The sequence below is a fragment of the Paraburkholderia sp. GAS42 genome (assembly GCF_050436565.1).
Classification (GTDB): domain Bacteria; phylum Pseudomonadota; class Gammaproteobacteria; order Burkholderiales; family Burkholderiaceae; genus Paraburkholderia.
The window spans coordinates 321,994-344,104 of the sequence record NZ_JBNDML010000001.1 but is presented as its reverse complement, the minus strand read 5'-3'; the positions used below and the strand labels follow the sequence as shown (position 1 = coordinate 344,104).

The following is a 22,111-nucleotide window of genomic DNA, read 5'->3' as shown; positions in this document are numbered from 1 at the left end:
CCCTCACTTCGGCGATACGTCGATATTGCCGAAATACTTCTGCGCCAGCGTCTTCACCGTACCATCGGCCTGCACCTTCGCAATCGCCGCATCGAGCTGCTTCTTCAGCGCCTCGTCACCCTTGCGGATGCCGAACGCAATCCCGCTGCCAAGAATCTTGTCATCGCGCACGGGTTGGCCGACGAATGAGAAGTCCTTGCCATCCGGACGCGACAGGAAGCCCGTCTGACCCGCCGGCGCGAGCACCAGCGTCGCATCCAGACGACCCGACTGCAGATCCGCATAGACCTGATTCTGGTCCTGATACGGCACGACGTTCACGCCCGCCGCTTCCCAATGCGCCTTTGCGTACGTCTCCTGAATCGAAGCCTGCAACACGCCGACACGTTTGCCCTTCAGCGATTCCGGCGTCGGCAGCAGGCCGCTGCCGTTGTGCGCGATCAGTTGCGTCGGCACACGGTAGATGATGTTCGTGAAATCGATCGCCTGACGACGCTTCTCCGTCGCGTTCATCGCTGAGTTGATCGCGTCGAACTTGCGGCCCTGCAGCGCGGGGATCAAACCATCGAACGATGTCTCGACCCACGAGCACTTCAGATGCGCAGTCGCGCAGACTGCGTTGCCGACGTCGATATCGAAGCCCTGTAGTTCACCATTCGCACCCTTCGATTCGAACGGCGGATATTGTGCTTCCAGACCGTAGCGCAACGTCGTCGCATCGGCCGCGATAGCCGACACCGATGCGAACGCACACGCGATCGCCAGCAGGTTCCTGAGCAACTTCATGGTTGATCTCCTTTCCTTTTATTGGGTTAATGTGGTGAGACGTCAGACGGCGTCGCGATGCGCTTGTGTGTAAGAACCGGCAGACGTTCGCGCACGGCATCGAGCACCGACGATCCAAGCGTCGCAATCGCGAAGCCAGGCTCGTCATCGTGTCTTGCGAGCACCTCGCCCCATGGTCCGATGATCATACTGTGACCAAAAGTCCTCCATCCATTCGGATGCGTGCCGCACTGGCCGGAAGCGAGCACGTAGGCCTGATTCTCGACGGCACGTGTGCGCAGCAGCAGTTCCCAATGCGCGAGTCCCGTCGTATGCGTGAACGCGGCAGGCACAGCGATGACGTCCGCAGCGGGTCCTGCACGATACAACTCGGGAAAGCGCAGGTCGTAGCAGACGGAAAGCCGCAGATTGCCGAATGGCCCTTGCGCCGTGCCGACGCTGTCGCCACCGACCATCGTGTCGCCTTCGGCGTGCTGTTCGGCGCCCTGACTGAAGCTGAACAGATGGATCTTGTCGTAACGCGAACGGCACTCGCCCGTCGGATCAAACAGCAGCGACGTGTTGTACGCATGCGTACCCGCCTTCGGACCGCTCTCAGGACGGATCGGCACCGTGCCGCCGATCAGCCACACACCCGTTTCGCGCGCGAGTTGCGCGAGCGCGTGCTGGATCGGGCCATCGCCGAAGGGCTCGGCGAGCGCGACACGTTGCGCTTCGTCGTTGCCAATCCAGCAGAAGTATTCCGGTAGACACACGAGCGTCGCGCCTGCGCGCGCCGCCTCTGTCACCCAGTGATGCGCCTGCTCCAGGTTGTACGCGACATCGTCGGTGCTGCTCATCTGCACGACGGCGGCGGTCAACGTCTTTTCCATCTCGCTCATCGCGCGCTCCTCAGATCGAACAGAGACGGCGTGCGCCTTCGCGCAGCGTCCCGTCATCCTTCGCGAAGCTCAGGCGGATCAGGCCGGAATCGGTGCCGTCGGTGTAGAACGCGGACAGCGGAATCGTCGCGACCTGCGCATCGCGAATCAGGCGCAGTACGAAGTCGTTATCGCTTTCGTCAGAGAAACCGCGGAAGCGTGCGAGCATGAAGAAGCTCCCTTCGCTCGGCAGCAATTCGAAGCGCGATTCGCTCAACGCTTTCTTCAGAAGATCACGCTTCTGCTGATAGAACGCCGACAGCCCAAGATAGCTTTCCTTGTGCGCCAGCGCTTCGGCGAACGCGTATTGCATCGGCGTATCGGCGGAGAACACCATGAACTGGTGCACCTTGCGGATCTCGTCCATCAGCGCAGCGGGCGCGAGGCAGTAGCCGACGCGCCAGCCCGTCACGTGATATGACTTGCCGAACGACGACACAATCACGCTACGTTCAGCGAGATCCTGATAGCACGCCATGCTGTGATGCTTCGCGCCATCGAACACGACGTGTTCGTACACTTCATCGGAGAGGATCACGATATCCGTGTTGCGCGTAACGGCTCGCAGGCGCTCGATGTCGGCTGCGCTGAAAACGGTCGCGGTCGGATTGTGCGGCGTGTTGGTGATGATCATGCGCGTCTTCGGCGTGATCGCGGCGGCGACTTCGTCCCAGTCCACGCGGAAGTGTTCGAGCGACAGCTTGATCGGTACCGGCGTTGCGCCTTGCAGGCGCACGATCGGCGCGTAGCTGTCGAACGACGGCTCGAAGTAGATCACCTCGTCGCCGGGATGCACGAGCGCGCTGATCGCCGAATAGAGGCCTTCGCTGGCACTTGCAAGGACGGTGACTTCGCTCGACGGGTCGTAGTGCACGCCATACAGCTGCTCGACCTTGTTCGACAGCGCTTCGCGCAGCGCGCCGATGCCCGCCATTGGCGCGTACTGGTTATGACCGGCGCGCATGGCTTCTGCGACGCCTTCGACGAGCTTCGGGTCAGGGGCGAAATTCGGTGCGCCCTGCGACAGGTTCAGCGCGTTGTGTTCGGCGGCCAGCTGGCCGATGACGGTAAAGATCGTCGTGCCCACGTCGGGCAATTTCGAGCGGGCTTGAAAGGCGCTCTGCATGAGGGTTTTCTCCATCGGACAGCATATCGACGGGTCGCGCTTCGCACGGCGATCCCATCTTGTTGTTGCCGATTAAGCATCAACCAATACACCGCCACAATCGAAAGTTTGTCATGCACGCCATGCGTTTACCTCATGGCGGGGCCGAGCGCCATGATGGGCTTACTCTTCGTCCATCATCCGCACTTTGACCTTCTTGCCCTTCACCTTGCCGGCGTTGAGCTTGCGGAGCGCATCCTTCGCGACGCCGCGCTCGATCGCCACATAGGTAGAAAATTCCGTTACGTTGATCTTGCCGATCTGCGATCCGGCGAAACCCGCGTCGCCGGTCAGCGCGCCGAGCACGTCGCCCGGACGGATCTTTTCCTTGCGGCCGCCCAGAATCTGCAGCGTTTCCATCGGCGGCAGAAGCGGCGCGTTGCTCGCAGGTTTCAGTTCCGACACCTGATGCCACTCTACCTCGCGGCCCTTCGCCTGCTCGATGCTGCCGACGCGTCCCATCTCGTTCATGCTCGCGAGACTGAGCGCCCAGCCTTCCTGATCGACGCGGCCCGTGCGGCCGATGCGGTGCACGTGCACTTCCGGATCCGGCGTGACATCGACGTTGATCACCGCTTCGAGCTGCGCGATATCGAGGCCGCGCGCCGCCACATCGGTTGCGACGAGCACCGAACAGCTGCGGTTCGCGAACTGGATCAGCACCTGATCGCGTTCGCGCTGGTCGAGTTCGCCGTGCAGCGCGAGCGCGTGAAAACCCTGCGCGCGCAGCACGTCGAGCAGATCGCGGCATTGCTGCTTCGTGTTGCAGAACGCGATCGTGCTGACCGGCCGGTAGTGGTTCAGCAGCAGGCCGACGGTATGCAGCCGGTCGTTCTCGGTCACTTCGTAGAAGCGCTGGCGAATCTTGCTGTCGTCATGACGCTCTTCGAGCTTCACGTCCTTCGGGTTACGCAGGAATTGCTGGCTCAGCTTGCCGATCCCTTCCGGATAGGTCGCGGAAAACAGCAGCGTCTGACGCTCTTTCGGGCACTGACGGGCAACCGTCGCGATGTCGTCGAAGAAACCCATGTCGAGCATGCGGTCCGCTTCATCGAGCACGAGCGTGTTCAGCGCCTTCAGATCGAGGCTGCCGCGCTCCAGGTGATCCATGATCCGTCCCGGCGTGCCGACGACGATATGCGCGCCGTGTTCGAGGCTCGCCGTTTGAGGACGCATCGGCGTGCCGCCGCACAGCGTCAGCACCTTGATGTTTTCTTCGGCGCGCGCGAGACGGCGGATTTCCTGCGTGACCTGGTCGGCGAGTTCGCGCGTCGGGCAAAGCACCATCGACTGCACGGCGAAGTTGCGCACGTCGAGGCGCGCGAGCAGCGCGAGCGAGAAGGCGGCTGTCTTGCCGCTGCCGGTCTTCGCCTGCGCGATCAGATCCTGGCCGGCGAGCGCGATCGGCAGGCTGGCGGCCTGGATCGGCGTCATCTCCAGATAGCCGAGCTGCGTGAGGTTGGCCAGCATCGCGGGCGGCAGCGGTAGCTGGCTGAAAGGGGCGGGAGTGGGCTTGTTCATGTGTCTGGTCAGTGAGGGGGCGATGAGCGTGCGCTGGCTTACGAGAGCGGACGGCCTTCGATCTGCTCGTAGACGATCGTCCCGTCGTCCGCGTCGAAGCGCTCGACGTAATTGCGCGCGCCGCACATCGGGCAGCGGAACAAGAGCCCTTGCCCTTCATTCTTGATCAGAACATCGGACAGTTCCCACTGGGCGCCGCATGACTGGTTTCTGCACGTAAACATCGTTGATTCTCCCGCCTGATCCGGCTGTCTGTTGAGGCTTGCCACGTGTGCGAAGCCTGAAGCAGCGCGGATTTCGTGGTGCGTTATATCGAAAGCCCGGCAGTGTCGCACGAAACGCTTTCCGTCCGACCGGTTTCGCCCACCGCGACGCCGCGTTCTCCGTAATAGACCACAAATAGGCCACATTTCGCCGGAAGAATCGCGTTTCGGCCCATACAGAACACCTTGACATGTGACCATATGGTCACCTATTGTACAAAACATGGATGACGTATTTAGAGCACTGGCCGACCCGACGCGTCGCAGCCTGCTCGACGAACTGTTCAAGGAAGACGGGCAGACGTTGAGCGCACTCGAAGCGCGGCTGCCGATGACGCGTTTTGGCGTCATGAAACATCTGAAGCTGCTGGAAGAGGCAGGGCTTGTCGTCGCCCGTCGTCAGGGGCGCGAGAAGCGGCACTTTCTGAACGTCGTCCCGATCCAGCTCATTTACGACCGCTGGGTGAGCAAGTACGCCGCGCCTTGGGCCTCGACCCTGAGCGAGCTGAAACACCAACTGGAGGACAGGACGATGGAAAAAGTGTTCGAGATTTACATCAAGACGACACCGGAACGCCTGTGGGAAGCGATCACTAATAAGGAGATGCGGGCGAAGTACACGTTTGGCCTGCTCGTCAGTTCGGACTGGACGCCCGGTTCGCGCTACGAAGGCGTGAGCGGCAGCCAGCCGACAGTGGGGTTCCCGGCTCACAGTGCAATTCTTGAAGGCGAGAACCTGGAGGTCGATCCGCCCAAGCGTCTTGTGCAGAGCTTCCGCGCGCTGTGGAGCGACGACGTGAAAAGCGAAGGCACGTCGCGTGTGACGTGGGAGATCCAGCAGATCGCTGATTCGTGCCGGCTGACGGTTACGCACGATCAGCTGCGTGATGAGGCCAACCCCGAGTTGTACGGCGGATGGCCGATGATTCTCTCCGGGCTCAAGACGCTGCTTGAGACGGGCGAGACGCTGACGACGCCTGGGTCGTTGCAGTACGCGCCGGATCCTGCTTCGGGCGCGTGACGGCGGGCTTCGCCCGCAATTCACTGGTGATGAACGGGCGCGCTGTGGCGCGTTTCCGTTCGTTCGCTTCGGTTCAATGCGTTGCTGTTGCCTCCCGGCTGGCATTCAACGCATCGGCTTCGCTACGGCCCAAAGCCGCCTCCTTCAACGTATCCGACGGACGCTTGCCGAAGAGCTTCCGGTAGTCCGTCGCGAACTGGCTCAGATGCCAGAAGCCCCACGCGGCGGCCACATCCTGCACCGAACGCGATGCACGGGCCGCTTCGCATAGCTCACGCCGTGCGCCGTTGAGGCGGATCGTCCGCAGATACGTGGCCGGCGCCATGCCGAGCACGTCCTGAAAGCAGTACTGCAGCGTCCTGCGGCTCACGTGCAGCTGGTCGCACAATTCCGGCACGCCGACCGGACGTTCGCGATTCGCCAGCACATACTCACGCGCTTCGGAGACGATCCACTGCCGGCGCGGCTTCGTTGGAATGGCGCCCGGTTCGACATGCGGTTGCGCGCAGAGATCGAACAACGAAGCCAGCACCGACGATTCCAGCGCATTGCGCGCGAAACCCGTGAGCGGCGTAGCGCAATTCGCGCCATCCGCGAGAATGTGGCGCAGTAACGCGCACAGCCGCGCTTTACGCGCCTCGCCGATTGCTACGACTTCCGTCTCCGGCAGATGATCGATAAGCCCAAGGTGCTCGACTTCGGCCGCATAGCGCCGCAGTACCTCACGCTTCACCACCACGCCGAAAATCGCATAGCCCGCAGGCGTGATCAACTCGAATTCGATTCCCCCCGGACGAAACGCCATTGCATCGTCAGCGATAACGTTGGCGTCGATGCGTCCCGTCACATCGCGCAGCACGGGAATCCCAAACCAGTACGCGTCCGACGGCACTTCGCACGTTTGCCGCAACGTGTGACTCGTCGTCTCACAGAACACATGCATGTGATCGAGCGACAGCTCCGTCAGCGTGCCGATGAAGCTACCCGCTGTAAGCTGATCGTAGGTCTGCGTCCAGCCATGGAGATTGCGCGCCTGCTCGTCGGCATCGTGCGCGATGCAGGTATGCACGCGAAGGGTTTCATCGAGTGTGAGGGCTGCGCCTGAGTCGTCTTCCAGACCGGCGGGTGAGAGATGACGCGTCATATCGGATCTGCCGCGAATGGGGAATCGCAATTAGAACGCAAATCCCGTGCCGTTTGTGCTGCCAGACATGTGCCACGAGACGAACACATGCGTTGTTCAAGTCCTGAACAGGTGTCCCGGCGTCTGTTCAGAACTGGCGCGGCGATTTTGCTTGCAATGTGCGTGGCAGGTCGCATGCGCCGTCGCAGTGCCCCTTGCATACGCATGAATCACGTCGATCGTCTCACTGGCACGCTTCTGGCGTATTCGACTCGCGGCCAGCAATCCAGCGCACCGACGATAAACCATCACACACATGTGAGGAGCACACAGATGAACCATGCAGAGATGCAGTTCCTGACCACCGAATTCCCGTACAAGAAGCAGTATGCAAACTTCATCGGCGGCGAGTGGGTGAAGCCCGTTGGCGGCGAGTACTTCGACAACATCTCGCCGATCACGGGCGAGCCGTTCACATCGATTCCCCGCTCACGCGAAGCCGATATCGAACTCGCGCTCGACGCCGCGCATCGCGCGAAAACCGCGTGGGGCAAAACGTCGACGACCGAACGCGCGAACATCCTCAACCGCATCGCCGATCGCATGGAGGCGAACCTGCAACGCATCGCCGTCGCCGAGACGATCGACAACGGCAAGCCGCTACGCGAAACGATGGCCGCCGACATTCCGCTCGCCATTGATCACTTCCGCTATTTCGCGGGCTGCGCGCGTGCGCAGGAAGGCTCGATTTCGCAGATCGATGAAGATACCGTTGCGTATCACTTTCATGAGCCGCTAGGCGTCGTCGGTCAGATCATTCCGTGGAATTTCCCGATCCTGATGGCGGTATGGAAGCTTGCGCCCGCACTCGCGGCGGGCAACTGCGTGGTGCTCAAGCCGGCCGAGCAGACACCCGCTTCGATTCTCGTACTGGTCGAACTGATTCAGGATCTGCTGCCGCCCGGCGTGTTGAATGTTGTGAACGGCTTTGGTCTCGAAGCAGGCAAGCCGCTGGCTTCGAACAAGCGCATCGCGAAGATTGCGTTCACGGGTGAAACCACAACTGGTCGCCTCATCATGCAGTACGCGAGCCAGAACATCATCCCGGTGACGCTTGAACTCGGTGGCAAGAGCCCGAACATCTTCTTCGCCGATGTGATGGATCACGACGACAGCTATTTCGACAAGGCGCTCGAAGGCTTCGCGATGTTCGCGCTGAATCAGGGCGAAGTGTGTACGTGTCCGTCGCGCGTGCTGGTCGATGAAAAGATCTATGACCGCTTCATGGAACGTGCGCTCAAGCGTGTCGCTGCGATCACGCAAGGCCATCCGCTCGATACCAAGACGATGATCGGCGCGCAGGCTTCACAGGAACAGCTGGAAAAGATCCTGTCGTATGTCGATCTCGGCAAGCAGGAGGGCGCCCAGTGTTTGATCGGTGGCGAACGTAACTCGCTCAGCGGTGAATTGAGCAAAGGCTATTACGTGAAGCCGACGGTGTTCAAAGGGCACAACAAGATGCGCATCTTCCAGGAAGAAATCTTCGGACCTGTGGTTTCAGTCACCACGTTCAAGAACGAAGACGAAGCCCTGGAAATCGCCAACGACACGCTTTACGGGCTCGGCGCAGGTGTCTGGACACGCGATGGCACGCGCGCGTATCGCTTCGGCCGGCAGATTCAGGCCGGACGTGTGTGGACTAACTGCTATCACGCGTATCCGGCGCACGCAGCATTCGGCGGCTACAAGCAGTCGGGCATCGGTCGCGAGAATCACAAGATGATGCTGGACCACTATCAGCAAACCAAGAATCTCCTCGTCAGCTACAGCGAGAAGCCGCTCGGCTTCTTCTGAGCTCGACGCTCCTGCGGGCGAGCCGCATGGTTGCGGTTCGCCCTTTTTTTCACTGGAGAAACGTCATGGTTGAGGATGGTGTAGCACGCGTGATCGCAACACCCGCTGCAGAAGCGTTGATTCAACAGCTCGGTGCAGAACATGGCCCGATCCTCTTTCATCAATCAGGCGGTTGTTGCGACGGCAGTGCGCCTATGTGCTTTCCTGCTTCAGAGTTTGTGGTCGGCGGATCGGATGTGCGGCTCGGTTTGATTGCCGGCGTGCCGTTCTATATGAGCGAATCGCAGTTCGAGTACTGGCAGCACACGCAGTTGATCATCGACGTCGTGCCGGGAAATGGCGGTATGTTCTCGCTCGAACGGCCGACGGGGATGCGTTTTCTGACGCGGTCACGTCTGTTTGAAGATGCGGAGAATGCGTGGCTCGAAAGGCATCCGGTTGATCGCGCGGATGCCTGATTCTGTTTAACTCAGGTGGATGGCGGCGCTGGAACGGCCGCCGTCGCCGCGGCTTGTTCGAGCAATGCGTCGCTGTCGTCTTTGAGACCGACGCCCGTTAGACCCAAGCGACGCGCATGCGTCAGCAGATAGTGCAGCTTGTGCGCGGCGGCGTCGTACGGCAGCCCTTCGGGACGCACGTTTGAGATGCAGTTGCGTTGCGCATCGCTGCAACCCACTTTCGGCGCGTAGGTTAGATAGATGCCGAGACTGTCGGGCGAACTGAGCCCGGGTCGCTCGCCGATCAGCATCACCACCAGCTTTGCTTTCAAGAGCTCACCGATTTCGTCGCCGAGTGCGACTCTTCCCTGTCGTGCGACCACTACGGGGCCGATTTTCCAGTCCGTGAGTCGCGAACATACCGCCTGCAACAAAGGTAACGACTGCCGCGACGCAGCGAATGCCGACAGACCGTCTGCAATCACGAACACCACTTCAGGTGGCTCGATCGTCACCTTCGCTAAAGCCTCACGACTGTCATCGGCCAAACGTCGCCCAAGATCGGGCCGCCGCAGATAATGCTCGCGATCCGGCGCGGCGCTATGTACATCGAGCGACGTAAAGCCATGCGCGCGCAACTGTTCATGCAACACGTCGACGTCGAGCGGATGATGCACGGCGTCGCGCGCCTGTGCGTGCGAAAGGTTGAATGCAAGCAGCGGCGCCGTCGGCAGGCTGTTTCCGGCGCGACCCAGCGCAATGCGTGCGTTGGTGAATTCGCGCAACGCATTCCACGGATTTTTTTCGAGGAAGTCGCTCATGTGATGTCGGCTCCCATCCAGTCCTTCGCGCCTTGCAGCAGCGGCTGACGTAAGGATGCGCTCAGCAACGCGCCTCGCGTGTCGGCGATCTGCATCGACTCAAGCCATTCTTCGAATTCCGGTGCGCGTCGCAGGCCCAGGACATCGCGTACGTATAAGGCGTCATGGAACGACGTGCTCTGATAGTTGAGCATCACATCGTCCGCGCCCGGCACGCCCATGATGAAGTTGATGCCCGCAACGCCTAGCAGCGTCAGCAGGTTATCCATGTCGTCCTGATCGGCTTCGGCGTGGTTCGTGTAACAGATATCGCAGCCCATCGGCACACCCAGCATCTTGCCGCAGAAATGATCTTCGAGACCCGCGCGCGTAATCTGCTTGCCGTCGTACAGATACTCGGGCCCGATAAACCCAACCACGGTATTGACGAGAAACGGATTGAACTTGCGCGCCACCGCATACGCGCGCACTTCGCACGTCTGCTGATCGACGTCGTGATTTGCATTCGCCGACAGCGCGCTACCCTGCCCGGTTTCGAAATACATCAGGTTATTGCCAACGGTTCCGCGCTTAAGCGACAAACCCGCTTCGTACCCTTCCTGCAGCAAGGCGAGCGTAATGCCAAAACCCGAGTTCGCTTTCTCCGTACCCGCAATCGACTGGAACACGAGATCGACCGGCGCGCCCTTCTCTATCGCGGCAATCGTGTTGGTGACGTGTGTGAGTACGCATGACTGCGTCGGCACCTGATAGCGCTGACGAAAATCGTCGACCATGCGCAGCAGCATCGTGATCGCAGCGAGGCTGTCGGTGGCGGGATTGATGCCAATCATCGCGTCGCCGCAGCCATACATCAGGCCGTCGAGCATCGAGGCTGCAATGCCCTTGACGTTGTCGGTCGCATGATTGGGTTGCAGGCGCACCGACATGTGCCCCGGCAAACCAACCGTGTTGCGAAAGCGCGTAATCACCGGACGCTTGCGCGCCGCCGCGATCAGGTCCTGATTGCGCATCAGCTTCGAAACCGCCGCAACCATCTCCGGCGTAAGTCCCGCAGTGATCCGTGTAAGCGCTGCGGTATCCGTCGTGCTTGACAGCAACCAGTTGCGGAAATCGCCCACGGTCAGATGCGCGATTTCGGCGAAGGCTTCGGGCGAGTGATCGTCGATAATTAAACGCGTGACTTCATCGCTCTCGTACGGAATCACCGCTTCGTTCAGAAACGTGCGCAACGGCACCGCGGCGAGCGCGATTTTTGCGGCGACGCGTTCCTCTTCGCTCGCCGCCGCGATGCCGGCGAGCTGGTCGCCGGAACGCAGCGGGCTCGCCTTCGCCATCAGGGTTTTCAGATCGGCGAACCGGTAAGTGCGGCTGCCGATAGTCTCCGTATAGCTCATCTGCGTTGCTCCTGCGCCGCTGCGTAAGCAGCGGCTTTGCCTGTCGCGTCAGTCTTCGAGCAGAACATCCGCCGGTGCGATTTCGCGCTGACGACGGGTCGACAGAAAGTACAGGTAGCCGAGCACGAGGAAGATCGCGAACACGACTGCCACGAGAAAGTTGAAATACACCATCGTCCCCAGCGAAATCACTGCGGCCACCAGCGCGAACGCCGGGAAGAACGGGAACATCGGCGCGCGGAACGGCCGCTCCATGTCCGGCGCCGTGCGTCGCAGTTTGAACAGCGACAGCATGCTGATGATGTACATCACAATAGCGCCAAATACGGACATCGTCACGATGTTCGCCGTCAGCGTCTGGCCGCCGAACTGGATCAGCTCGTCGCTGTAGATCGCTGCGATGCCGACCACGCCGCCCGCCAGAATCGCGCGATGCGGTGTCTTGAAGCGCGGATGCACCTTCGAAAGCCACTCAGGCAGATAACCCGCACGCGCCAGCGCGAAGATCTGCCGCGAATAGCCAAGAATGATGCCGTGGAACGACGCGACAAGCCCAAACAGGCCGAGCCACACGAGCATATGCATCCAGCCGCTGTTCGCCCCGACGATGAATTTCATCGCCTGCGGCAGCGGGTCGTTGATGTTGGCGAGTTTGGTCCAGTCGCCTGCGGCGCCCGCGAACACCATCACGCCGACTGCGAGCGCAACGAGCGTCAGGATGCCCGCGATGTACGCGATCGGGATCGAGCGCTTCGGGTCTTTCGCTTCCTCGGCAGCCATTGCGACGCCTTCAATCGCGAGGAAGAACCAGATCGCGAACGGAATCGCCGCGAACATGCCGGTGAACGAGCCGAGGCTGAAGTGATCCGCGCCGGACCAGCCGCCCTTCGCGAAGTTGGCCCACTCGAAACCCGGTGACACGACGCCCATGAACACCAGCAGCTCGAAAATCGCGAGCAGCGTCACGCACAGTTCGAACGCCGCTGCGATCTGCACACCGACGATATTCAGTGCCATGAAGACGAGATACGCACCCATGGCCGCGTGTTTCGGTTCGAGACCGGGAAACTGCACGTGCAGATACGCGCCGATCGCGAGGGCAATGGCGGGCGGTGCAAACACGAATTCGACCAACGTGGCCGCACCCGCGATATAACCGCCTGTCGGGCCGAAAGCGTGGCGCGCGTAGGCAAACGGGCCGCCTGCGTGCGGAATCGACGTCGTGAGTTCAGTGAAGCTGAAGATGAACGTCGTGTACATCGCAGCGATGAAAAGTGCCGTGATGACGAAGCCAAGCGTGCCCGCGCTGGCCCAGCCGTAGCTCCAGCCGAAATATTCGCCGGAAATCACGAGGCCGACCGCAATGCCCCACAGTTGCCACGTACCGAGCGTCTGATTCAACTCGTGATGCGTGACCTTGCCCACATGCTGGCCCTTCGATTCTGTTTTCATCGGGATCTCCTGGTTTGACCGCTCGCGTGGACCGCCCATGCGGACCACGAGCAGACAGGCATCGACCGATAGTAGGAAGCCAATAATCGAGGTGTTATCGAAAATCGGCAAAGATCGGCAGGTTTATTGGCATTAAGTGCCTACCGCATAAAGCGATTTGCACTGCGCGCGTGCGTTTGCGAGGTCCGCAGGATTTGGTAAACCGGTCCGTGCTAATTTTCGATGCGTGGCCTTTTCGTCTCTATTCATATGACCCTGAACGATCCCGGCAGCCGCCAGCGCTACGAAACACGGCTTAATCGTGTGCTCGATCATATTTACGATCACCTCGACGAACCGCTCGATATCGACAGGCTGGCGGAGATTGCGTGTCTGTCGCCGTATCACTGGCATCGCATCTATCAGGCGATGTACGGCGAAACCGTAGCGACGACCGTGCGGCGGCTGCGGCTGCATCGTGCCGCTGGTTACCTGGCGAATGGGTCGATGCCGATTGCCGAGATCGCGGAGCGGTCGGGATATAGCAGCTTGCAGTCGTTCACACGGACGTTCAGCGCGGTGTTTGGCATGCCGCCCGCGCAGTTTCGCAAGGCGGGCACTCATCGCCGGTTCAGGCCGGCTGAATCAGGAGGCGATCAAATGGTGATGCGAGACGTAGTGATTCGCGAGGTGCCGGTGATGGAGGTGGTTTCCGTCGAACATACCGGCTCGTACATGCAGATCGGCAAGGCGTTCGATACGTTGATCGGATGGATCGCTGCGCGCGGGCTTTTCTCGCCGGAGATGCGGATGGTCGGCATCTTCTATGACGATCCCGGTGTTGTGCCAGAAGCGGAATTGCGATCGCGGGCGGGCGTGGTGTTGCCGCGTCGGGTTGAGATTTCAGCGCCAGTGAGTATGACGTCGATACCAGCCGGTGAATACGCGGTGCTGCGCCACAAAGGGCCGTACGGTGACATGCAGGCCGCTTATCAATGGCTTTATGGCGTGTGGCTCGTGCAGTCAGGCCGCGAAGCCGCCGACGCGCCGTGCTTCGAGGAGTATCTCAACAATCCGAAGGACACGCCGCCTTCTGAACTGCTCACGGATATCTGTCTGCCCTTGCGTTGATTGATGCGGTGCCTTCGCTCTGGCGTCAAAGCGCCTTTAGCGAAGGCACATTGCGTTCAAAACGGTTTGGTCGGCAGATACTTGCCGTCGAGCGTGATGACCGCACGCGAGCCGCCCTCCGGATCGTCCACCTTCTTGATGTCGAGCTTGAAGTTGATCGCGCTGATGATGCCGTCGCCGAACTGCTCGTGCACCAGCGCCTTCAACGTCGAACCGTAGATCTGGACTATTTCATAGAAGCGATAGATCGTCGGATCAGTCGGTACGCCGCCAGGAATGCTGCCGCGCAACGGAATGCTTTGCAGCAGACGCGTATCGTCGGCGCTCAGATCGAGGCGTTCGGTGATCAGCTTCGCAGCATCGGCCGGCAGTGCATGCTGGCCGAGCAGTGCTGCGGTGACGAAGGCAATGCTCAGGCCGGTGCCTTCGGTCAGTTGCGCGAACGTGAGATTGCGGCGCGACTTGGCATCGATGATGGCTTCGGTGAGCGCTTCGCGACGGGCCTGGGAGGTTTGGGATTGCGTCATGATGGTTCCTTTGGTTCAGGTTGAAGTGTGGTGCAGCGAAAAGAAGTCAGGCAGCGAGGCTGAGCCGGTTCGGCGTAGCACGCGTCTGCGGGTTGGCCGCGAGCGGCACGAAGCGGCGTGTGGTGCCATCGAGTGCGTCGATCGAGCCGCTTTCGATGTCGTAGACCCAGCCGTGCAGATTCAGTCGTCCCTGTTCAAGGGCGAGCGCAACCGACGGATGCGTCTGGATGTTGGCGAGTTGGGCAATCACGTTCTCACGGACCATTGAGTTCAACCGGTCGTGATCCGATGCATGCGTGCGTGCCGCGTTGACGACCTTGGCCGAATCCGCGTGACGCAGCCAGTTAGCAACGGCCGGCATGTGATCGAGGCACTTGCAGGTGGAGATCGCCGTCATCGCGCCACAGTCCGAATGGCCGCAGATGACGATATCGGTAACGCCGAGCGCCGCGACCGCATATTCGACGGTGGCCGAGACGCCGCCCGGTTCCGGTCCATACGAAGGCACGATGTTGCCGGCGTTGCGGATCACAAACAGATCGCCCGGTTCGCGCTGCGTCAGCAGTTCCGGAACAACACGGCTGTCCGAGCACGCTACGAACAGAGCCTTGGGGTTTTGCGCCGTCGCGAGCCGCCTGAAAAGATCGGAGCGCATTGGGAAGGCGTCGCGTTGAAACTTCAGAAAGCCGTCGATGATGTCTTGCATGATGAGTGTCCGTTGGTGGATCGATGGAGCTACTTTGATCCCGTTCAGCCATAGCGTCCAAGACCGGTTTATTATTCTGGCTATAGGCAATACCAATAGCTGGAGCCGTCATGCTGCTGAGACACATCCGCTACCTGCTGGCGGTCGCTGAACACCAGAATTTCACGCGCGCCGCCGAGGCGTTGCACGTCTCGCAGCCGACGCTGTCGCAGCAGATCCGGCAACTCGAAGACACGCTGAACGTGCAGTTGCTGGACCGCTCCGGCCGGAGCATCCGCCTCACCGACGCCGGCGACGCCTGGGTGAGCTACGCGCGCCGCGCGCTGCAGGATCTGGACGCAGGCAAACGCGCGATTCACGATGTGCAGGCACTCAGCCGCGGCTCGCTACGCCTCGCGATGACGCCGACGTTCACCGCGTACCTCATCGGGCCGCTGATCCAGCAGTTCAACGCGCGCTATCCCGGCATCACACTCAGCGTAGAAGAAATGACGCAGGACCGCATCGAGGCGCTTCTCGGAGAGGACGCGCTCGATATCGGCATCGCGTTTGCGGGCGCGCATTCAGTGGAGGTGGAGAGTCAGGCGTTGTTTGCGGAAACGCTGGCGCTGGTGGTCGGCGAATCGCATCGCCTTGCGGGTTCGGATACGCCGTTAAGCGTGAAAGATCTGGGGAAAGAAGCGCTGGTGTTGTTGAGCCGCGACTTCGCGACGCGTCGACACATCGAAGCGTATTGTCAGCAGCACGACATCACGCCGCAGGTCGCCATCGAGGCGAACTCGATTAGCGCGATCATTGAAATCGTCCGACGCAGTGAGCTTGCAACCCTCTTGCCCGACGCGATTGCACGCGAGCAGACAGGGCTGCATCCGATAGCGCTACGGCCAGCGATGCCACAACGCACAGCGGCGCTGCTACAACGCAAGGGCGCTTACCGGACGGCGGCGAGCAGAGCTTTTATTGAACTGGCTGTGAACTCGGCCTGAGAAATGATAAATAGTCCGTCGCGTTTCGCGTGGGCTTCAAAAAATACGGTCAGGCTCGATTTCCTGACCGCCACTTGCGCACATCACGAAAGCGCTGCTTCGCGACGAAGCAATGCGTCCAGACGGCCGTTCTCGTTCAGCTCCGACAAATCATCGAATCCACCGACATGTGTTGCCCCGATGTAGATCTGCGGAACGGTGCGTCGTCCGGTTTTCTTTGCCAGCGCGACGGCCGCGTCACGGTCGCCTTCGATGCTGATGTCGTTATATTCCACGCCTTTGCTACGCAGCAGGGCCTTCGCTGCGAGACAGTACGGGCAGGTCGGCGTGGAGTAGATCGTGACTGAAGACATGATGGTTACCTCCTGGTTTTAAGCGGAATGATCGGGCAATGTCCGGGTTTCAAACTTCGACGAGCGGAAAATCGACGTCCGTTTGCGCGACGTTGTTGACGTAGTTCGTGAAGGTCAGATGCGCGACGTTCACCACGAGCTCGACGATCTGCGAATCGGACAGACCGGCTTCGCGCGCGGCGGCCAGATCGGCGTCGCTGATGCGACCGCGTTGCGTCGCGACCTTGTGCGCGAGTGAAGCGAAGATGGTGCCTTCGCCGCGGCGCGCCGCCTGAATCTCTTCGTCCGAAAGATCGCGCCGTGCCGCATACAGCACATGCGCGGAGACGCAGTACTCACACTCGTTCACCTGGCCGACAGCAAGCGCGATGATTTCGCGTTCGACCGGGCTCAGCTCGCCCTTCGACAGATTCTGCGAAAGCTGCAAATAGCCGCTTAGCGAAACCGGTGAATTCGCGAGCGTCCTGAAGACGTTCGGCAGAAAGCCCATCGTTTTCTCGATGCCTTTCAACGGCGCCTGTGTCGAGGCGGGCGAATGTTCAATCGACAGTGCTTTGATACGTGACATGTTCATTTTCCTGATATCCCGACGCGCGCTGCGCCTCGGGGTTGATGAGTTCATTGACCGCGATAGACGTCATCGAACGACGCGTCATGCTTGCCTGCGAGATGCGTGCGCACCACGCTGAATCCTGAGGCAGAGCTGCCGTGTGTCGAGGCACCGTATGCATCGTTTTGTGACTGACGTGCGACCGGGCGGCCCAATGCGGGGTCCGGATAGTGCGCGTCGCTAATCGGATACGTGCCGGCCTGTTCGGCTGCGATCAGATCGGCGCGGACCTGTGCGCGGGTGATTGTCGATTCGGCGTGGCTCGCGAGCGGCAATGCAAGCGCAGCAGCGAGAACAAGAGCTTGATGAACGCGTTTCATGATGTGGCTACCTTTGAAAGAGTTTCCGTCGGTGACGGCGTGAATGAACTATAGAAGTCAGCCTCTCGATCGTTAATAGCGTGACGGCTCATCAAAATGCTCAATCGGCTCAAAGCCGTTTTGAGCGATCAGGCGGTTGGAACAACACAGCGGGATGCGGCAGGTGTGCTAACGCATTGCGTGCGTCGCATTGCGTGAAGGAAGGGGATGAAGAACAACGGCCCGCATAGGGCCGTCGTTTATTCCGCGCGGATGTTGCCGCCGGAGGCGCGCCAGCGCGCCGGCGTCACGCCGATGTGGCGTTTGAAAACGCGCTGGAAAGCGGCTTCCGATTGATAACCCACTATCTCGCCGATCTCGGCGACGGGCGTTGTGGTTTGTAGCAGCGTGCGGCCGGCGATCGTCATGCGCACTTCGGTGAGCACGTCCGTGGCGGAGCGGCCGATGGCTTCCTGGAACTGCCGGACGAACGTGGCGCGCGACATGTTGCAGAGCGACGCGAGTTGATCGAGCGTCCACGGCTCGCCGGGCGTCTCGAACATCGCCGAGACCGCCGCCTGCAGACGCGGCCGGCCAGCGAGCGCGAGCAGACCGTGCGGTGGTGCGGAAAGCTCGCTCGCGAAACGCAAGGTCAGCGCGAACAACGCCGCCGAGAGATGGCTCACGAGCGTCTCGCTGCCGGGCCCGTCGTCGGTGGCTTCTTCTCGCATCAGCTCGATCAGGCGCGTGAGACGCGAGGCCGCCGTGGACGACCCACCTTCGCTGTTATCGCCGCTGCCCTTACCGTTGCCCGGGCCCGCACTGCGGACGATCAGGCGTCCGGGCAAATGGTCGCGCAGCAGTCTGTCGGGGACGGCGCCGAGCAGAAAGCGGCCGCAGAGTACGTCGGCGGAGGCACCGGCGCCGCCGTTCTCGAGGACCATCGACGAGAGCCCCTGGCGCGGCGCCATGGGGCTCGGCGTCTCGCCGCTGCCATCGTGGATGCGGTGGGCGTCGCCGGCCGGAAACACGATGATGTCGCCGGGCACGAGCCGCTCGGGCGGACCGACGCCGTCTTCGACGATGGCGTTGCCCGACAGCAGCACGTGATACGGGATCTCGCGGACGCCCGACTTCTCCTTGACGATCGCCCACGGCGCGCCGAAGTGGCAGCGCACGTCGAGGCGTCCGGTGACGGGCATCAGGGAAAGGAGTCGACTTAACAGATCCATATGAGCCGCTTGAGCATGTTTATGCGTCGTTTGAGGATTAGCGCCGGGAGCGCGCCGCCATACAGTGACCCCATGCAATGCCAACCGATTCTACTTGAGGCGAGCGTGGGCCGTCGTGATGGGCGGCGAGGCCAGGTGGATCGGACCTGTGGCCGGATTCCGGCCCGATGCGCTACCCAATTGAGGATGTCATGAAAACAGTTCAAACCGATGTTGCGATTATTGGCGCCGGCAGTGCCGGCCTGCCGGCGTACCGCGCGGCGAAGGCGGCGGGCGCGTCCGCGATTCTCATCGAAGGCGGCCCGTACGGCACGACCTGCGCCCGCGTGGGATGTATGCCGTCGAAGCTGCTCATCGCGGCGGCGGAAGCGGCGCATTCGGCTTCGCGGACGGCGCCGTTTGGCGTGCATGTCGACGGGACGATCCGTATCGATGGTCGCGAGGTGATGGCGCGTGTGAAGGGTGAGCGCGACCGGTTCGTGGGTTTTGTGGTCGAGAGCACGGAGGCGATTCCTGAAGCGGATCGGCTTATCGGTTATGCGCGATTTATCGATGACGGGTTGTTGCAGGTCGGCGATCACACGCGGGTGCGTGCGCGCAGTGTGGTGATCGCGACCGGGTCGTCGCCGTTTGTGCCAGAGATGTATCGCGCGCTGGGTGATCGGGCGATTGTGAATGACGATGTTTTTGCGTGGGAGGATTTGCCGCGGAAGGTGGCTGTTGTGGGGGCTGGGGTGATTGGGCTGGAATTGGGGCAGGCGCTTTCGCGGTTGGGGGTGGATGTGACGGTTGTTGGGGCGCGTGGGCGGGTTGGGCCGTTGAGTGATCCGGCTGTTAAGGACTATGCCGGGAAGGTGTTTGCGGGTGAGTTTCGGTTTGAGGCTCGGGCCGAGGTTGAGGCTGTTTCGCGTGAAGGTGACAGCGTGACGATGCGGTATCGGACTGGGGCTGGTTCCGGTTCTGAGCAGGTGGTCGAGGATACGTTTGACTATGTGCTGCTTACGGCTGGTCGGCGGGCTAATGTTGCTGGGTTGGCGCTGGAGAATACGACGCTGGTTCTCGATAAGGACGGCGTGCCTGTTTATGATCCGCTGACTTTGCAGGTCGGGAAGCATCCTGTGTTTATTGCTGGGGATGTGAATGGCGTGCTGCCGTTGCTGCATGAGGCTGCTGATGAAGGGCGGTCTGCTGGGATGAATGCTGCGAAGTTTCCGGATGTTGTGCCGCTGGTGCGGCGTGCTCCGATTTCGGTGGTGTTTTCGGATCCGGGTGTGGCGATGGTTGGTGCTCGGTTTGTTGACCTGGTGCCAGGTTCGTTTGTGGTCGGTGAGGTTAGTTTTGAAGATCAGGGACGTAGCCGGATCATGTTGCGCAATCGTGGGTTGATGCATGTCTATGTCGATAAGGTCACTAGGCAGTTTGTCGGCGCGGAGTGGATCGGGCCGGATGCTGAACATATCGCGCATCTGCTGGCGTGGGCGCTGCAGATGAGGCTCACCGTCGATGCGATGCTGGAGATGCCTTTTTATCATCCGGTGATTGAGGAGGGGTTGAGGACGGCGCTGCGGGGGGCGGTGGCGGGATTGCGGGCGGGTGAGTGAGTGCTGCTTCGACTCTCTCCATTAAGGATCGTTTGATCCAGAGTAAGAAGTTGGGCTGATTTCGCTATCCGATGGCCATTCGGCATATTGTTTGCGGATTTTCACTTCGTGAAAATACATCGGATGACTTAGTAAGTGTCATCGATCGAGCCGAAATGTACAGCGGCGGAGTACATCCGGAAGGGAAGAAGCGCGGGCCGTATGGGCGGCAACCCACACGACCCGCTGACCACAACCAACTCATCTGAGGAGTTGACGATGGCTGAAGCCAATCATAAGACAGTTGCACCTGTTTCCGAACGCTTCGTGACGATTTCGTCACAAAGACGGCCGAGACCGATCCGGAGTGTTCAGGACTTCTACCGGCCACGCAATGATCTACCGCCGGCGCCATGGATTCGTCTCGCCGGGCGATGGCTAGAAAAGGCGGGGTTTGAAATCAATAGCCGCATTCGGGTCGAAGTTCAGCGCGGGAAGCTTGTTATCACGCTTGCGGGCTGAACATCGGTGCGAACAATGAACCCGGCGACCCGGGGTTCGCGCCGCGAGGCAGGCATCAATTGATGAGCTCGTATGCGGTACTCCGACCACTCGCAGCGGATTTACGCAATGCGCCAAGCGCGACAAGTTCGCCGATATCGCGCAATGCGGTGTCCGGCGAGCACTTCGCAATCGCTGCCCACTTACTGCTGGTCAATTTCCCCTCGAAGCCGTCCAACAGTCGATTAAGCAGTTTCACCTGTCGTTCATTCAATGGCGTCCCCGCCCAGCGCTGCCAGAAGCGCGTCTTGGCGAGCACCGCATCGACAGTTTGCTGCGCGTTTCCCACCGCCCGGTTCAGGGTTTCCAAAAACCACAGCAGCCACTCAGTGATATCGAGCGAGCCTTTCTGAGTGCGTTCGAGAACATCGTAGTAGGCGCTGCGCTCTCGCTGGATTTGCGCTGAGAGACTGTAGAAACGTTGCGGGCTGCCGTCAGCGCGGGCGAGCATTAAGTCTCCGATCGCTCGTGCGATACGGCCATTGCCATCGTCGAAGGGATGTAATGTCACAAACCACAGGTGAGCGAGTCCTGCCTTGATGAGCGCAGGCTGATCTGGATCGTCATTGATCCACTCGAGGAAGCGGGTGATCTCCTCGCTCAGACAACCGGCGGGCGGCGCCTCGAAATGGACGCGTTGCCGGCCGATTGGCCCTGACACGACCTGCATGGGGCCATTAGCGTCGTCGCGCCATGCGCCGACCTCGATCCGGGACATGCCGCTGAAACCGGTCGGAAACAACGCCGCGTGCCACGCGAACAGTCGGTCGGCAGTCATCGGACCGGCGCTGCTGATCGTGGCATCCAACACCATTTCGACCACGCCTTCCACGTGGCGGTCGACAGGAGCAAGTGCTCCTATGTCCACGCCTAGGCGACGCGCGATTGAAGACCGTACCGATTGCGCATTGAGCCGTTCGCCCTCGATCTCGCTCGTTTTCAATACGTCTTCCGTGAGCGCAGCGAGGCTGGCCTGGTCGCGCAGGGCCACGCCGACATCGGCCAGACGGCCTAGCAGCAGGCCCTGCGCCTGTGACGCGTCCGTCAGCGCAGGGGCGAGACGTGACAGGTCGTATCGCCATTCCGGCCAATCAGGGTCCTGCCAGATATAGCTCCAATCTCCGCTTTTCATGCGGAGATTATGTGGGTCAATCTCCGCATCCGCAAGTTATTCTCCGCATATTTTGCGGTGAATAGGCGGACTATCCCCGTAAGACTTTTAGATTGATGCTTCGCCGCTTGGCCCTAGCCGGCCTTGGATCGTCACCGTCTACGGTCGCCGTGCTGCACTAGAACCATCATCTGAGCTCGATCGAGTCGCGCGCTTCGGTGGCCGCGCCGCCGTGATCGCACACTGTGGCGGCCGACGACTTTTGCAGTTTCATCG

General features: G+C 60.8%; 23 protein-coding genes. 7 read left to right on the top strand and 16 right to left on the bottom strand.

The genetic code is table 11. From position 1 onward, the window contains the following. Positions 1-3 precede the first annotated feature (3 nt). The 5 genes from P3T16_RS01585 to P3T16_RS01565 form a co-directional block, all read right to left on the bottom strand. Positions 4-786, bottom strand: coding sequence for an ABC transporter substrate-binding protein (locus P3T16_RS01585; RefSeq protein WP_429255127.1), 783 nt, complete (start codon positions 784-786; stop codon positions 4-6). 26 nt (positions 787-812) lie between these two features. After that, on the bottom strand, positions 813-1,667 hold the full coding sequence (locus tag P3T16_RS01580) for a carbon-nitrogen hydrolase family protein (RefSeq protein WP_429340927.1): 855 nt from the start codon (positions 1,665-1,667) through the stop codon (positions 813-815). Positions 1,668-1,677: 10 nt separating this feature from the next. Then, on the bottom strand, positions 1,678-2,832 hold the full coding sequence (locus P3T16_RS01575) for a pyridoxal phosphate-dependent aminotransferase (protein WP_429340926.1): 1,155 nt from the start codon (positions 2,830-2,832) through the stop codon (positions 1,678-1,680). Between the two features lie 162 nt (positions 2,833-2,994). Continuing rightward, a complete protein-coding gene (gene dbpA, locus P3T16_RS01570; protein WP_429340925.1) occupies positions 2,995-4,392 on the bottom strand; it encodes an ATP-dependent RNA helicase DbpA in 1,398 nt (465 codons plus the stop codon). Positions 4,393-4,430: 38 nt separating this feature from the next. Then, on the bottom strand, positions 4,431-4,616 hold the full coding sequence (locus P3T16_RS01565; protein ID WP_429255131.1) for a hypothetical protein: 186 nt from the start codon (positions 4,614-4,616) through the stop codon (positions 4,431-4,433). Positions 4,617-4,878: 262 nt separating this feature from the next. Between P3T16_RS01565 and P3T16_RS01560 the strand changes: the two genes are divergently transcribed. Continuing rightward, a complete protein-coding gene (locus P3T16_RS01560) occupies positions 4,879-5,676 on the top strand; it encodes an ArsR/SmtB family transcription factor (RefSeq protein ID WP_429340924.1) in 798 nt (265 codons plus the stop codon). A 73-nt stretch (positions 5,677-5,749) separates the two neighbouring features. On the opposite strand, the gene P3T16_RS01555 is transcribed toward P3T16_RS01560, so the two are convergent. Next, positions 5,750-6,820: a helix-turn-helix domain-containing protein gene (locus tag P3T16_RS01555; RefSeq protein WP_429340923.1), complete on the bottom strand. Its 1,071-nt coding sequence runs from the start codon at positions 6,818-6,820 to the stop codon at positions 5,750-5,752. A 312-nt stretch (positions 6,821-7,132) separates the two neighbouring features. Between P3T16_RS01555 and adh the strand changes: the two genes are divergently transcribed. Together adh and P3T16_RS01545 are read left to right on the top strand one after the other, a co-directional pair. Beyond that, complete coding sequence (gene adh, locus P3T16_RS01550; protein WP_429255134.1) at positions 7,133-8,653, top strand: aldehyde dehydrogenase; 1,521 nt, start codon at positions 7,133-7,135, stop codon at positions 8,651-8,653. 65 nt (positions 8,654-8,718) lie between these two features. Beyond that, on the top strand, positions 8,719-9,111 hold the full coding sequence (locus tag P3T16_RS01545) for a DUF779 domain-containing protein (RefSeq protein ID WP_429255135.1): 393 nt from the start codon (positions 8,719-8,721) through the stop codon (positions 9,109-9,111). A gap of 11 nt (positions 9,112-9,122) precedes the next feature. Here P3T16_RS01545 and eutC read toward each other — a convergent pair whose 3' ends face one another. From eutC to eat, 3 genes are read right to left on the bottom strand one after another with little or no spacing between them, the layout of a single operon-like run. After that, positions 9,123-9,911 (bottom strand): ethanolamine ammonia-lyase subunit EutC, encoded by a 789-nt coding sequence (eutC, locus tag P3T16_RS01540; RefSeq protein WP_429340922.1) that lies wholly within the window; start codon positions 9,909-9,911, stop codon positions 9,123-9,125. Next, positions 9,908-11,308: an ethanolamine ammonia-lyase subunit EutB gene (locus P3T16_RS01535; protein ID WP_429340921.1), complete on the bottom strand. Its 1,401-nt coding sequence runs from the start codon at positions 11,306-11,308 to the stop codon at positions 9,908-9,910. The genes eutC and P3T16_RS01535 overlap by 4 nt, the downstream gene beginning before the upstream one ends. 48 nt (positions 11,309-11,356) lie before the next feature. Continuing rightward, entirely contained in the window at positions 11,357-12,760 is a 1,404-nt protein-coding gene (gene eat / locus P3T16_RS01530; RefSeq protein WP_429255138.1) for an ethanolamine permease, read from the bottom strand. 249 nt (positions 12,761-13,009) lie between these two features. Between eat and P3T16_RS01525 the strand changes: the two genes are divergently transcribed. Next, complete coding sequence (locus tag P3T16_RS01525; RefSeq protein ID WP_429340920.1) at positions 13,010-13,870, top strand: AraC family transcriptional regulator; 861 nt, start codon at positions 13,010-13,012, stop codon at positions 13,868-13,870. 56 nt (positions 13,871-13,926) lie between these two features. On the opposite strand, the gene cynS is transcribed toward P3T16_RS01525, so the two are convergent. Beyond that, positions 13,927-14,397: a cyanase gene (gene cynS / locus P3T16_RS01520; protein WP_429340919.1), complete on the bottom strand. Its 471-nt coding sequence runs from the start codon at positions 14,395-14,397 to the stop codon at positions 13,927-13,929. 46 nt (positions 14,398-14,443) lie between these two features. Beyond that, a complete protein-coding gene (locus tag P3T16_RS01515; protein ID WP_429340918.1) occupies positions 14,444-15,103 on the bottom strand; it encodes a carbonic anhydrase in 660 nt (219 codons plus the stop codon). Between the two features lie 110 nt (positions 15,104-15,213). Between P3T16_RS01515 and cynR the strand changes: the two genes are divergently transcribed. Beyond that, entirely contained in the window at positions 15,214-16,089 is an 876-nt protein-coding gene (cynR, locus tag P3T16_RS01510) for a transcriptional regulator CynR (RefSeq protein ID WP_429340917.1), read from the top strand. A gap of 83 nt (positions 16,090-16,172) precedes the next feature. On the opposite strand, the gene grxC is transcribed toward cynR, so the two are convergent. From grxC to P3T16_RS01490, 4 genes are all read right to left on the bottom strand, one after another. Beyond that, positions 16,173-16,442, bottom strand: coding sequence for a glutaredoxin 3 (grxC, locus tag P3T16_RS01505; protein WP_429340916.1), 270 nt, complete (start codon positions 16,440-16,442; stop codon positions 16,173-16,175). A 49-nt stretch (positions 16,443-16,491) separates the two neighbouring features. Continuing rightward, positions 16,492-17,010: a carboxymuconolactone decarboxylase family protein gene (locus P3T16_RS01500; RefSeq protein WP_429340915.1), complete on the bottom strand. Its 519-nt coding sequence runs from the start codon at positions 17,008-17,010 to the stop codon at positions 16,492-16,494. A 50-nt stretch (positions 17,011-17,060) separates the two neighbouring features. Next, positions 17,061-17,372: a DUF4148 domain-containing protein gene (locus tag P3T16_RS01495; RefSeq protein WP_429340914.1), complete on the bottom strand. Its 312-nt coding sequence runs from the start codon at positions 17,370-17,372 to the stop codon at positions 17,061-17,063. 239 nt (positions 17,373-17,611) lie between these two features. Then, entirely contained in the window at positions 17,612-18,583 is a 972-nt protein-coding gene (locus P3T16_RS01490) for an AraC family transcriptional regulator (RefSeq protein ID WP_429255142.1), read from the bottom strand. 191 nt (positions 18,584-18,774) lie between these two features. Here P3T16_RS01490 and P3T16_RS01485 point away from each other — a divergent pair, with 191 nt between their 5' ends. Further along, the gene (locus P3T16_RS01485; protein ID WP_429340913.1) at positions 18,775-20,184 is read left to right on the top strand and encodes a dihydrolipoyl dehydrogenase; all 1,410 of its coding nucleotides are present in this window, start codon (positions 18,775-18,777) and stop codon (positions 20,182-20,184) included. A 258-nt stretch (positions 20,185-20,442) separates the two neighbouring features. After that, positions 20,443-20,685 (top strand): SymE family type I addiction module toxin, encoded by a 243-nt coding sequence (locus P3T16_RS01480; protein ID WP_429340912.1) that lies wholly within the window; start codon positions 20,443-20,445, stop codon positions 20,683-20,685. Between the two features lie 55 nt (positions 20,686-20,740). Here P3T16_RS01480 and P3T16_RS01475 read toward each other — a convergent pair whose 3' ends face one another. Then, on the bottom strand, positions 20,741-21,856 hold the full coding sequence (locus P3T16_RS01475; protein ID WP_429340911.1) for a Fic family protein: 1,116 nt from the start codon (positions 21,854-21,856) through the stop codon (positions 20,741-20,743). Between the last annotated feature and the right edge of the window lie 255 nt (positions 21,857-22,111).